The 12277-nt window shown below is 53.3% G+C and carries 12 protein-coding genes; 11 read left to right on the top strand and 1 reads right to left on the bottom strand.

Translation table 11 applies throughout. From position 1 onward, the window contains the following. Positions 1–8: 8 nt before the first annotated feature. The 11 genes from EDD77_RS10905 (at position 9) to EDD77_RS10855 (ending at position 11973) form a co-directional block, all read left to right on the top strand. Positions 9–554 (top strand): DUF7666 domain-containing protein, encoded by a 546-nt coding sequence (locus EDD77_RS10905; protein ID WP_058963800.1) that lies wholly within the window; start codon positions 9–11, stop codon positions 552–554. A 1-nt stretch (position 555) separates the two neighbouring features. Beyond that, positions 556–2748, top strand: coding sequence for a PcfJ domain-containing protein (locus EDD77_RS10900; RefSeq protein ID WP_058963799.1), 2193 nt, complete (start codon positions 556–558; stop codon positions 2746–2748). A 155-nt stretch (positions 2749–2903) separates the two neighbouring features. Continuing rightward, a complete protein-coding gene (locus EDD77_RS10895) occupies positions 2904–3296 on the top strand; it encodes a hypothetical protein (RefSeq protein ID WP_243117494.1) in 393 nt (130 codons plus the stop codon). Positions 3297–3308: 12 nt separating this feature from the next. Then, positions 3309–3527 carry a hypothetical protein gene (locus tag EDD77_RS10890; RefSeq protein WP_006573947.1) on the top strand — a complete coding sequence of 73 codons (219 nt, stop codon included), beginning with the start codon at positions 3309–3311 and terminating at the stop codon, positions 3525–3527. Beyond that, positions 3520–3840 (top strand): hypothetical protein, encoded by a 321-nt coding sequence (locus tag EDD77_RS10885; protein ID WP_058963798.1) that lies wholly within the window; start codon positions 3520–3522, stop codon positions 3838–3840. Before EDD77_RS10890 ends, EDD77_RS10885 begins: the two co-directional genes overlap by 8 nt. Continuing rightward, positions 3840–5861 carry an NAD-dependent DNA ligase LigA gene (gene ligA / locus EDD77_RS10880; RefSeq protein WP_058963797.1) on the top strand — a complete coding sequence of 674 codons (2022 nt, stop codon included), beginning with the start codon at positions 3840–3842 and terminating at the stop codon, positions 5859–5861. The genes EDD77_RS10885 and ligA overlap by 1 nt, the downstream gene beginning before the upstream one ends. 79 nt (positions 5862–5940) lie before the next feature. Next, positions 5941–6165 carry a hypothetical protein gene (locus tag EDD77_RS10875; RefSeq protein ID WP_040647389.1) on the top strand — a complete coding sequence of 75 codons (225 nt, stop codon included), beginning with the start codon at positions 5941–5943 and terminating at the stop codon, positions 6163–6165. A 16-nt stretch (positions 6166–6181) separates the two neighbouring features. After that, a complete protein-coding gene (locus tag EDD77_RS10870) occupies positions 6182–8299 on the top strand; it encodes a hypothetical protein (protein WP_058963796.1) in 2118 nt (705 codons plus the stop codon). Continuing rightward, positions 8296–10770, top strand: a complete 2475-nt coding sequence (locus EDD77_RS10865; protein WP_058963795.1) for a hypothetical protein — start codon at positions 8296–8298, stop codon at positions 10768–10770. The genes EDD77_RS10870 and EDD77_RS10865 overlap by 4 nt, the downstream gene beginning before the upstream one ends. A gap of 196 nt (positions 10771–10966) precedes the next feature. Beyond that, positions 10967–11395, top strand: coding sequence for a hypothetical protein (locus EDD77_RS10860; protein WP_242868336.1), 429 nt, complete (start codon positions 10967–10969; stop codon positions 11393–11395). 158 nt (positions 11396–11553) lie between these two features. Beyond that, complete coding sequence (locus EDD77_RS10855) at positions 11554–11973, top strand: regulatory YrvL family protein (RefSeq protein ID WP_058963793.1); 420 nt, start codon at positions 11554–11556, stop codon at positions 11971–11973. Here the strand turns inward: EDD77_RS10855 and EDD77_RS18510 are convergent. Further along, a complete protein-coding gene (locus tag EDD77_RS18510; protein ID WP_242868335.1) occupies positions 11954–12094 on the bottom strand; it encodes a hypothetical protein in 141 nt (46 codons plus the stop codon). The two genes, EDD77_RS10855 and EDD77_RS18510, sit on opposite strands and share 20 nt — an antisense overlap. Positions 12095–12277 lie beyond the last annotated feature (183 nt).

Raw genomic sequence — 12277 nt, 5'->3', positions numbered from 1 at the left:
GGCAGAGCATGATTGCATATAAAGGGTTTCGTCCCGGCATGATCTGCATTGATTACCAGTTTCAGATGGGCCTCAATGTGACTGATAAGGCCAACTGCCGGCAAAATGGCTTCCACTGTGCGGAGAACCCGCTGGATTGCCTGAACTATTACGGAGATATCGACCATTCGGAATATTATATCGTCAATGCCGGCGGGGACATTGACGAGGACGAGGTAGATTCCAAAATCTCCTGCACTGAGCTGACGGTCCTCAAACGGCTGACGAAAGAGGAACTGCTTCTCCATGGCCTCGCTTTTATGGCAGACCATCCCAAGCGGGAATGGAACAGCCATGTGCGCAAAGACCAGGCAGAGGCGTGTGACGGTTATGCGGCCGTCCGCGGCGCTGATCCCATAGCCAAGGGCCGCCGGAAAGGCGATGTGTTGGCGTTTGCCAAGGAAGACCCGGCCACCGGCTGCATCCAGCAGATCGTGGTGGCTACCATTGATGGAAAGACACTTCTGCCCAATGTCTGGTATGGGGTGGATCTTGAGAAAAGGATGGTGAGTTAATTTGAAGAAATCCATGCTTCAAGCGATGCCGGCGCTGACGGCATCGCAGGAGATGAAAGAAGTGGCGATGGCGGATGAGCCAAAAAAGGAGACGACTTATTATGGCCACACCTATACTACCCGCACCTATTTCGCGTTTATGAACTGTCTGGTGCAGGATGGTGTTCTGAAAGCCGCCTTTTTTCTGCCGGATCATCTGCGGCTGGATGATAATAATCCTGCTTATGAGGTATTTATCGACAAGGAAAACCGCCAGTTTTTGACCTACGATCACTTGGAGAAAAAGTGGCGGGATGCAAAACTGGACCGTTTGGAATGGCCTGGCAGGAACTACTACGCTACCTGCTGGGTCAGCGAGGAAGATGCGGCCTTGGTTCAAGACTATTTTTCCGGCGAGCGCGGTGGCGATCTCGGCATTCTCGACTTTCAAAGGAATGTGAGGGACGAACAGCTGGAACGGCGCCACAAACGGATCACTGCCCCGTGGGACAAGGATCTGGCGCAGGTGCCGAAATTGCCAAAAGATTGGAAGCGGTGGACCGACAAGGTGGCCGTGCGGGAAAATTTTATATTTTACCATTACAAGCGCGGCGGAGCCAAAACCGGTTACTGCACCTTCTGCGGGAAGGAGGTGCCCATTTTCGGGCACCCCTACCACAACAAAGAGGGACGCTGTATCCGCTGCCGCCATCCTGTGGTGTTCAAGGCTTTGGGGCGCGCAGGCTATTTTCAAACAGATAAGTATTATGCTTATCTGGTCCAGCGGTGCAGGGATGGATTTGTCGTTCGGGAATTCCGGGCGGACAGGACCTACCGAAAGGATACCCTGCCGCACAGCGAGTCCTATTGGCATGAGTTCCGGCGTTCGATTTATGACCGCACCGGCGAAATCCGTTCCTATTACTGGGGGATGTACTGCCAGCGGGAAACACGCTGGATCGCGGGAAGCCCCTGCTATTACGCTTATTATGGTGATCAATCCGGCCGGGTATATGGAAAGACTTTGCCCAGCCTGGAGAAAAAAGAACTTCGTCAAACCGGCTTGGCCGAGTGGATACGAAGCCATCCGATCACTGATCCTGAAAAATACCTGGCAGTCTGGAAAAGGCTTCCCCAGATGGAGCAGATCTGGAAGGCTGGACTGCAGCGGCTGACAAAGGAGTGTTTCCATAACTGCGACAACGTGCGGAAGCTGGTGCTGAACCCCAGTGAGCCCGGGCTGATCCGCGCTCTGGGTCTGGATGCCTCAAAATTCCGCCGCCTGCGGCAGATGGATGGAGACACAGAAACTTTGGCCTGGCTGCAGCTTGAGAAGCGGACCGGACAGCGTATCACGGACGACATGCTGCGCTGGAGCAAAAAGGAACAGATCAGCGCCAAGGATCTGGTGTTTATCGCAGACCGAATGAGCCTGGTGCAGATCAAAAATTATCTGGAGCGACAAAAAGAGTATTTTGATGGCAGCTGCCAGCAGGCGCTGACCACCTGGCAGGACTATCTTGCTATGGCGGAACGGCTGCACTATGACACCAGCGATGAGATCGTCTACCGTGTGCGCAAACTGCGCCAGCGGCACGATGAACTGGTCCTTCAGAGTGAAGCCGGGAGTCTGGAAGAGCAGGCGTCAAAAATGGCGGCGAAATATCCCCATGTTAATGCCATCTGTGCGGAACTGCAGGAAAAATATGCCTACAGCGATGACGACTACACGGTGCTTGCGCCCCAAGACATCTTTGAAATCATCAAGGAGGGGCGCATGCTTCATCACTGTGTCGGCAATGATGGCGCCGGCGAGCGGTACTATGACCGCATGGAACGCCGGGAAAGCTTCATCATGTTCCTGCGCCGGACGGAGGAACCTAACGATCCCTACTATACTCTGGAGATTGAACCAGATGGAACAGTTCGTCAGAAGCGCACTTTGTTTGACCGGCAGTATGAAGATATTGAACAGGCAACAGAATTCCTGATCAAATGGCAGAAGGTCATTGCGGCCCGCCTTACCGGCCGCGACCTGAAGCTGGCCGAACGGAGCCGTGAGCTGCGGAAAGAGGAATTTATCCAGATGCGAAAAGACCGTGTGATTATCCACACCGGGCATCTGGCTGGCCGTCTGCTGGCAGATGTGCTGCTGGCCGACTTAATGGAAAATACGGAAGTCATGCAGCCGCAGGCGTTACCTGCCGCCGCGTGAGGCAGGTTCAATGGCCGGGCGTCCTTTGGGACGTCCGGCCCACTTTTATAGAATGGAGGTCCCTGATGGGGAAAAAAGGATTTGAGTATGAGATACGCGGTTACAGATATGCGCCTGAGAGTTTCCGTGCTTTTAAAGGGCTGCCGGGACAGAAAATGGAGCAGATCCCACTGTCAGGTGAACAGCGCCGGAAAATGGGCTATCTCTGTATGACCCAAGGCGGTAAGGCTGGTGTAGCTTATGTAAAACATATCGAACGGGAGCGGGAACGCAAGTGCCGTCTGTATATGACCTATGGCTTTCTGATCAAGGGAAATCCACACAGATATGTGTACTGTGCGGAGCTGCGATGCAGGGAAAGCGACCCGCTGGCGGTGCGTCTGGATACCCTGCGTGCGTTCCGGGAATGTTTGGCCCAGCACGGAGGCCGTATTGAACAGAGTGTGGAATGCGAACTGGATGGGAATTACCGCCCCGTCAAAGTGCGAAAGAATTATGAGACTGCCGATTTGAGCCGGCCGGTAGTGGTCTGGCTTTATACGGCATGAAAGGAGAACTCCATGAAACAGCTTGGAAATCTGGCCGTGGTCTGCGCCCAGCGCCCCGATGTGCTGATGCAGATTTATGGCAGCGAGGTAAGCGTACACACAGGAGAGGGGCCGGAACGGGCCGTCCTCACAGCAAAATGGGATGATGATGAGACGATCCAGAGCATCATCCGGGAATTGAATTTTGGCCGGTATGCCCCGGACAGGGAAAGGATGGTGCGGCATGATTAAAAACCTGAACCAGCTCAAACGCGCTCTTCGGCCTGGTATGCGTCTGGAAGTCATTGGCCACTGCCGGCCGGGGTGCATTGGGCAGCTGCGGGAGGTCACTTGGGTCAATACCCAGGGCTTTTATACCAAAACGCTCAATCCGCCCGATCCGAAGCTCAATGCGGCAAACGAGGGGCGCGGCGCCATCCTCTGGTGGGGAGCCGCGCGCACCTGGGAATTTGAAGATGGGGTGTGTAAGTCGTACACCCGTAGCGAACATACGGCGGAGACGCTGATTATGGCGTTCCGTGTTTTAGAAAAGGAGGCGGTCTGATGGACCAGAATTTGTTGATGAAGCAGCGGGAGCTGAACGACCGGCTCAACCGCTACCGGAATGAGTATTACAATCTCAACAGCCCAAGCGTCAGCGATGCGGTCTATGACCGATTGTTTGAGGAACTGCAGGACCTGGAAAGTGCAACGGGCGTCCAGATGTCAAATTCGCCCACCAATACCGTAGGATACCCGGCGGTCAGCAAACTGGAAAAAACAAATCACTCGATTCCGCTGCTGTCTCTGGAAAAAGTGAAGAATGCGGAGGATTTGTGCCGCTTTATGGGAGAGCATCAGGTGATGTTCATGCTCAAGTTGGACGGCCTTACCATCAAGCTGACCTATGAAGGGGGCAAATTGGTGGAGGCAGCTACCCGGGGCGACGGTGATGTGGGCGAAATCGTGACCCACAACACCCGCGCTATTGGCGGCATCCCCGAGAATATCCAATATGAAGACCGCCTGGTGGTCACCGGCGAGGCGTTCATCCGTCCCAGCGATTTTGAACAGCTGAAGACCACTCTGGTGGACAGCGATGGGAAACCCTACAAGAACGGCCGCAATCTGGCGGCCGGCTCGGTGCGCCTGTTTGACGCCGGGACCTGTCTGGGACGGCGACTGATGTTCATGCCGTTCAATGTGCTGGAGGGCATGGAGGAATTGCCTCGCAAGTCGGAGCGCCTCAAGGCGCTGCGGCCGCTGGGCTTTCTGCCCTGCAAGTACATGGTCACCAAGCGCCCTTTGACGCAGAAGGAAACCGAGGACGGTATCCGTCAGCTCAAGGAGTATGCGGCGGACGCTGATATTCCCATTGACGGTATCGTTATTACTTACAACGACATCGCGCTGTCCAAAAGCTGCGGGCGCACGGGCCATCACTACAAGGACGGCCTTGCCTTCAAATTTGAGGATGATTTGTTCCAGACAAAGCTCCAGACGATTGAATGGACGCCCGGCCGCACCGGCGAGATTGCCCCGGTTGCCATTTTTGAGCCGGTGGAGATCGACGGATGCGAAGTGTCCAGAGCCAGCCTGCACAACCTGTCCTTCATTGAGGATCTGGAATTGGCGCCGGGCTGCCGTATCCTGGTGAGCAAGCGAAACATGATCATTCCCCATGTGGAGGAAAACCTGGATCGGGGCAATTTTTCTATGGATGCCGTAATCCCGCACCAGTGCCCCTGCTGCGGAGAGCCGACCAGAATCCACGAAACCAGTGGCCGCGGTGAAAACGGCGAGGAACGGGTCATCAAGACCTTGTTCTGCGACAACGCCGCCTGCGAGACCCGGCGCCTTAAACAGTTCGTCCATTTTGTGAGCAAAAAGGCCATGAACATTGAGGGACTGTCGGAAGGAACGCTGGAAAAGCTGATTGGCCGCGGCTGGATACACAGCTATCTGGACATTTACCGCCTGGATCAACATAGGAATGAGATCATCCGGATGGACGGTTTCGGTGAAAAGTCCTGGCAGCGTCTTTGGGACGCCATCCAGCAGAGCCGCAGCACGACATTCGAGCGGTATGTTATCGCCATGGACATCCCGATGGTCGGCAATACCGCCAGCAAGGTCCTTTGCCGGGAATTTCACGGCAGTCTGGACGAATTCCGGGATGCCGTCTATGGGGGCTATGACTTCCGACAGCTTCCGGACTTTGGAGAGACGCTGCACAACAACATTCAAGAGTGGTTTAACAAGGAAGAAAATTTCTGTATTTGGGAGGAATTGCAGATGATGATGAACATTCAGAAACCGGTGGAGGCCGACAACCAGACCATCAACAGGGACAATTCTTTTTCCGGAAAGACCATTGTGGTCACGGGAAAGGTCGAGCCTTACACCCGCGACGAAATGAACAGCCTGATCGCCTCATTGGGGGCAGTGGCCGGCAGTTCGGTGACCCGCAAGACCGATTATCTGGTCTGCGGCGAGAAAGCCGGCAGCAAGCTGTCCAAGGCGCGGGAACTGGATATCCCGGTGCTGACGCCGGAGGAATTTTTCCGCATGGCCGGTGTGGCTTAACCAGTCGGTTCATCAGAGTTTGACAATGGGGAGAGGGCGGTCTGCGCCCTCTCCCTATATTTTTATGGAGGAACACCATATGGAAAGAAAGTATTTCATCCCTGTTGTCAATCGCGTTTATACCAACCGCAATAATAAACAGTACCGCTGTACCGGCTTCGTGGAGGGCAGCTGCCCGTGGGAAACGGTAGCCTATTTCACAAGGCTGTCCGACGGCTGGAGCCTGACTGCGCATGGACCGCAAATTTACGAAGATGGGACGATTGAATGGAACTATTCTACCGGCGGGCATTGGCCGCAGTGAAAAGGAGGGAAATATTGTGACCCAAGAAATTATACCTGCATACAGCACCTTCCAGAAGGACATAGATCTTACGCTGTATCACGCCTTTGCTGAATTGGTCGTACAGACAGCCCAGGACGGTGAGGCGAGAATCCTTTACCGTCAGCTGGAAGCGAGACAAATCTGGCAGGAAGATCAGAATGTTTCCAGCTATTTTGAAGCTTACAGCCTGCGCTATCCCGGCGAAGTGCTGGAACGCTTCGAGGAAAAACTGGGGACAGACATACGCATCCTGCGCGCGCTGGCGCTGGCCCTGGGCTACACCCGCCGGTGCCAGGCCGACACAATGTTTGTGGGCAATCAGCGGAACGATTTTATTCAAAAACTCCGCAGGACCGCCGGGACGGATGTTTACCTGCAAGGTGCGCTCTATCTGCTGGAAACCGACGCTCTCCGGCGCCGCACGCGGCTGGATGAACTGGCCGCCAGGGAATACGCCAGGACGGAGGAGGCTCTGTTTGTGCTCTCCCTGTTTGATGATCCGGAGACCGGCTATCAGGCCATGCGGCCGCAGCTGACGCGGCTGTTTGGACCAGAAAGGACGATTTCTATGGCACGGGATTTTGGCGTGCTGGAATGGTTCATCCGTTTCTACGCTGAAGAGGCAAAACGCTATCGGGGAAAAAACGATCTGGTATTGCGGACGCTGATGAAGCTGCCCTACATGAACATGAAGCCGGACAGCCGGGAATTTTCGGTTTTGCATACTGCCGGGTACAGCATGGAAGAGATCACAATGGCAAATTCCCTGGCGGTGTGGGCCGACCGGATACCGGACCGGCTCTCATCCAAAGGCATTGTGGCGGAAAAGATCGCGGTGGCCTGCGTCCGAATGCTGCTGAACGGCCCGGATGGACAGCCGGAAGATATCTATGCGTACATCAGCTGGCTGTTCCAGGTTTACAAGAAATTTGAGGTCAGGTACGAGGGATATCAGGATCTCTGGGCAGCCATCCAGACGGGGCTTGCACCCACAGCACCCCAGACTATCCTCTGGATGAATCAAACAATTAAAAGACAGTTCCCTTATCGCTTCGATGTATTCGACCCGCGATACGACATTCTGGCAAACGAGCTGAGCAATGAGGAATATGCGGAACTGTTTACCGTGCAGATGCTCCGTTCCCGTGCGGCGATCCCGCTGCGGCGCTGGCTTACGCGGTATCAGGCCCTGACTGGTGTGGAGTATATTGAGTATTTTAACAAGCGCCATTGGCTTACGCTTCGCAGCTTTGTTTTGCTGGTGGAGCGAAAGGAGATCAATTTGTGGCAGTTTTTTGAGCAGCACAAGGGGGACGGGGCTCGTGCCCATCCTCTGGAGCTTTTAGAGGAATATGCGCTGAAAATCTCCAGCTGGCGGTGCTTTCGGTTCGCACAAAAGCTGTTCAGTCAGTACACCTTCTCCCAGCTACAGGAAATTTTCGGAGAAAACTTTTATTTCCACCAGAAGTTTGTCAAGAAGGAAAGCTATTATAACAAAAAAGTCCAATCGTTCTCTATGGTCCGGCCGTTCCTGACAGCGGAGCAGCACCGCCAGCTTTATGACTGGATCGATGCCTCGCTCTTTCAGACAGAGCCGGAATACTATGATTCGTTTGTTCTCTGTGCCCTGAAGGCCCCGGTGATCCAGCGCATCTATGACAAATCGCTGCTGGCGTCTGTGCTGCGGCAGCTTCTGACACTCGATGCCTGCAATGGCTACGAAGTAAATCAGTTAAAGGAGCGGTTCTATTCCAAGGAAGAAATGGAGGCCGACCGAAAAGCCACCGCCGAACAGGAAGAACAGGAAAAGGAACGCCGGTGGCAGCAGCAGGTCATGAAGTGTCAGGAGAAACTGGCAAGTTGCTATAATGGCAGCGCGGAATCCCTGATCCAGTTCATGCACGGATATCATTTTGGTGAGATCAGGAAAGCTGCGCTGGGTATGGTCTATGAAAAATTGCTGGAATGGCCGGCAGGCTGCGCTCAGACCCTTGAGGCGGCGGAAATGTGGAAATTTTTTGAGCTGTGCGGGAGTCTTGTGATGTATGAGCCTCGGCCGCGCAGAGAGATATTGACAATGGTGCAAACCATCGTAGGAGGTGAAGCAGCATGACAAACACATTGAAACATTTAGCCCTGCTCGCCCGCATGGAGAGCAGCGGCCTGAAACTGGGATTGACGGGAAAATTCCCGGAGGATGCCCTGGACCAGACCTGCGAGCGGGTGGAGTCTTTTCAATTACAGAACAGGCTCCGCACCGGAAATGACAATACGCAAATTCAGAAGGAACTTGTACGGACGCCGGAATTTGCGGCGCTCTACCATGCGTTGTGCAATGATGGGGTGGATGACCGGTCGATCACAAGTATGCTCCAGTCGGCTGTAGCCTGCGATGAGCAGTTGACGCAGTATCCCAAAGAACAGGTGCTGGCGGCAGCGGGAACGGATATCCCTTTGTCCCTGCGATTTTATTACATGAAATTCTACCTGCCGTTTATCAAGTATGAGGAAGAAGGAGAGGCCATCATTGACAACATCAATGCCTTCCCGGCCACAGAACGGGAGGAATTATCCGCATTGACGGACGCACAGAAGAACATGATGCGGCAGCCGTTTCTCGGCCCGTACCTGTTCAACTGGAACAACAATACGCGCGAGGCGCTGGAGCTGCTGGAACAGAACCAGCCCCTTCAGCGGGTCCTGACACTGCTCTACCGGCAGGGGGTGGCGCTTGATCTGAACGCGGCACGGCTCAAAGACCTTTGCTGGGTAGAGACGGCCGATGTGATGAAATTCCGCCGCCTGCTGGCCGCCTTTGAATATGATACCGAAGACCTCAATGCCTTCTTTGAGCGGTGGCTGGAAAATCACGCGGGGCAGTATGACCTTAACTGGTTTATCTCGCACACAGCGCCGCTGGACAAAGGACAGCGGCAGGAGATCCTGCGAAATGACCTGAGTTATCTCAATGCCCTGTACTCCGGGAGGCTCCATCTGGATTTCAGCTCTATCCGACACCATCAATTCCCCATCCTCACTTATGCAGTGCGGCATGGGAAGAAGCATTTTCTGGATCTGGTGAGCGAGCACAGCGAGCTGTTCCTTTCGCTGGGACGGTATGCGCTGCTGTTTGAGGATAAGTTCTGTGAACACTGCAACCTCAACAGCCTCACAGCCAGGAACCTGCAGGCGTGCGATACAGTAGAACGCGGCAGCAGCCATTTTGACCTGCTGGAAGACGGCAGGCAGTACACCTTTGAAGAGATGTGGCTGCTGTGGCAGCAGGATGAAATCTATGTCCAGCTCTACGCCATGCTGACGCCCCTTTCCGTGGACAGACGGCTGCTCACTTTGCGCCAGCTATTGAAGCATGGGCTGGTCAGCCACCACATGGAAGACCAGGAACTGGAACAGCTTGCCCGGTGTCTGCTGGAAAAGCCGTTCAGTGAGTGGTATCGAGGCGCTTTTGGACACATCCGCGGCCTGACCAGGAGGACGGCCATGTGGCTGCTGCGGAAATATGAGCAGCTGCAGGTATTTATCCCGGAGATGCAGTCCGAGGCGGACGCGATCTTTGCGCTCAACAACGGGGCGGTGATTGCCGGACAGAAAAACTGGACGCAGGTTCGTGCCGCTGTTTTGACGATGGATCGGGACTGGCTTGACCTGAAAGAAAGGTTTTCCATTACCGATGAATTTGTGGAGCAGCACAGGGAGCCGGTCACCAATTTCCTGCTGCGCGGCGGCAGTGCGATGGTGCGTGCTCTGTACGGCTACCTGCAGGGTGACGATAAGGCTATCGAGGCCCTGAGAAGGATCGTACAGGCCGAACTGATGGGCCAATTCTATGCGTTGAAATATTTTGCCGATGACCTGCGGCGGGAGATCCGTTATCCCATCAGCGAGGTGCAGGAGGCAACATGGAAACCCAATCTCACACTGAAGCGGGGAGCATTTTCCGCGGAAGAAGCGGATGATTTCTACTTTACGATGAGGCTGGGAGAATTGCCCCGCACCACATGCCTTTCCTGCTGGGACGGAAACCAGAGGGACTGCCTGCTGGCAGCCTTTGATTCCAACAAGAAGATGATCTTGATTCGGAAAGGTGAAGACATTGTGGGCCGCGCCTGCATCCGGCTGACAAAAGGGGCGTTCCAACGACCTGCGGACTTTAATTTTTCTTTTGCTGATCTGGCTCAAGTGCAGTCGGCGGATAAAAAGCGCGCTGCTGACGAAATGCTGGTTCTGTTTTTGGAGCGCATCTATACTTCCAGATTGAACGATGAAGAAGTGAAAACCGCAATGAAGCTGGCCGTTTCCCTGGTGACGCAGAAAGCGGCGGCCATCGGCGCCGTCGCTGTGCTGGCGCGGCGCTATCTGGGCTGCTATGACCGCGATCAGTATGTTGGCAGCCACTTCTATGTGTATATCTCAAAATCCAAAAACGGACAGCAGTATCTGGATTCAATGGGAGGCGCCGCGGTGACTTCCCACAAAGAGCAATATACGGGGGCTGTTTTTCTCGTAGAACAGGCGGCGATGCGCACGGCAGCGCCGCAGAAGGAGGATGAATTATATGAATGACCGCACTCTGGTAAAATTACGATGCAATAAGGAAATGTTGGATATTCGGACTGTATCCTGGACCCGGAAATCCCCCTACAGTTTTTCCATTTTGAGAAGCGAACTCCAGCAACTGGAGCAACGGCCACAAAACCGGCTGATTTCCGGTGACTGCGGTTCCTTTGCCGTCCTGCGGCTGACGCAGAGGCCAGGTGACATGAAGATGCTGGAGATCCGGTTCACCTGGCTTCAGGAGATCGGCGCCGGTAAAGTACACGGCTGGCAGGAGAATATTCGGCTACCCTATGAGCCGTTCCATGTTTTTGTGGAAAATGGAGAGGATATGGATGGCGCAGAGTGGCGCCACCTTTCCGTTCCGGAAATGCTCATGCCTCGTTATGAGTTCCACAGCCGGAAAAATCTCCATGAGGTTGCCCGGCGGCCCGTTCTCCGGCGCAAGCTGGGACGAGTCCTGGGGCGGCATTTCCAGTGGCGCGGCACAGAAAAGATCGTCATTTATGATGACGGCCAGCCTTACAGCTTCTTTTTTGAAGAATACACGCCTTATGGCAGAGGAATTTGCGGCGGCATTATCCTGAATAGCGCCGAGGACTTGGCAAAGGCCCAGTACAGCGTACATACCTAAACAGTACGCTGATTTCGTGTAACAAACGCAACGCCGCCGGGCAGAGGGATTTTCCTTCTGCCCGGCGGTATTTTTTGTTTCCAATGGAAAAGTTCATATTCCTATGATATACTCATATCAGCTTCAAATTCAAATCACGATATAAGGGGGCGAAACTCTTGGATAATAACAGCAACAAAAAGCGGGAAAAAATAATCACATTCATTTTTGGGGCGCTTCTAATCATCATCGTCCTGGCCATAATCGCCATATTCAGCGGTGCAATTATGCGTCTGCTCGGCTTTGAATATGAGAGCGTCGGCGGCTTTATCCTCTATTTTATAATCGCATCGGTTGTTTCGTATCCCATAAATTTAATAGCGGGCGCACTACCAAAAGCTTTGCTTAATCTTGACAGAATAACAAGGGAAATAGCTGTCTGTATGTATGTGTTGTTAGATACTATCGCTACATTTTACGGTTTCTATATCGTCGATTATTTCATGCCCTCTGTATCTGCAAATACTATTTCGCTGATTGTTTTGGCTCTGGTGTTTGCGCTCTTTGGGATTAGCGATATCAAGAAAAAAGAGTGCTAAGTTCACTTTTTTCACATTTTCCATTATGATACTTTGTATAGTCGCCGTATTTATCTGCACTTGCAGTTATGGCAGCTTCGTTCCGCTCCCAATACAATCCGATGATTTCATTGTCCTTCATTGCGTCCTCCTTTCCTGTTGCGTAAAGGCCTTTCACCTATATACACAACAAAATTTGTTATTCATTGCATGAAAAATGAAAAAAGGTTAAAAAATTTGGGGGACTCAAAAGTATAATTTCAACCGCGAACTCTCAGTGCAATTTAGCTTTTCAAAAAATTATACCACAGTGCTTCGGAAATCT

It is taken from the genome of Allofournierella massiliensis (assembly GCF_004345265.1).
Taxonomy (GTDB): Bacteria; Bacillota; Clostridia; order Oscillospirales; family Ruminococcaceae; genus Allofournierella; species Allofournierella massiliensis.
The sequence above is the reverse complement of the archived record's forward strand: the minus strand, read 5'-3'. Positions and strand labels throughout refer to the sequence as shown.

What these genes read in the sequence shown, in the direction of transcription:
- EDD77_RS10905 (WP_058963800.1), top strand. Translation starts at nt 9, where the DNA reads ATGATTGCATATAAAGGGTTTCGTCCCGGCATGATCTGCATTGATTAC.
- EDD77_RS10895 (WP_243117494.1), top strand. Translation starts at nt 2,904, where the DNA reads ATGGAGCAGATCCCACTGTCAGGTGAACAGCGCCGGAAAATGGGCTAT.
- EDD77_RS10890 (WP_006573947.1), top strand. Translation starts at nt 3,309, where the DNA reads ATGAAACAGCTTGGAAATCTGGCCGTGGTCTGCGCCCAGCGCCCCGAT.
- EDD77_RS10885 (WP_058963798.1), top strand. Translation starts at nt 3,520, where the DNA reads ATGATTAAAAACCTGAACCAGCTCAAACGCGCTCTTCGGCCTGGTATG.
- ligA (WP_058963797.1), top strand. Translation starts at nt 3,840, where the DNA reads ATGGACCAGAATTTGTTGATGAAGCAGCGGGAGCTGAACGACCGGCTC.
- EDD77_RS10875 (WP_040647389.1), top strand. Translation starts at nt 5,941, where the DNA reads ATGGAAAGAAAGTATTTCATCCCTGTTGTCAATCGCGTTTATACCAAC.
- EDD77_RS10865 (WP_058963795.1), top strand. Translation starts at nt 8,296, where the DNA reads ATGACAAACACATTGAAACATTTAGCCCTGCTCGCCCGCATGGAGAGC.
- EDD77_RS10860 (WP_242868336.1), top strand. Translation starts at nt 10,967, where the DNA reads ATGAAGATGCTGGAGATCCGGTTCACCTGGCTTCAGGAGATCGGCGCC.
- EDD77_RS18510 (WP_242868335.1), bottom strand. Translation starts at nt 12,094, where the DNA reads ATGAAGGACAATGAAATCATCGGATTGTATTGGGAGCGGAACGAAGCT.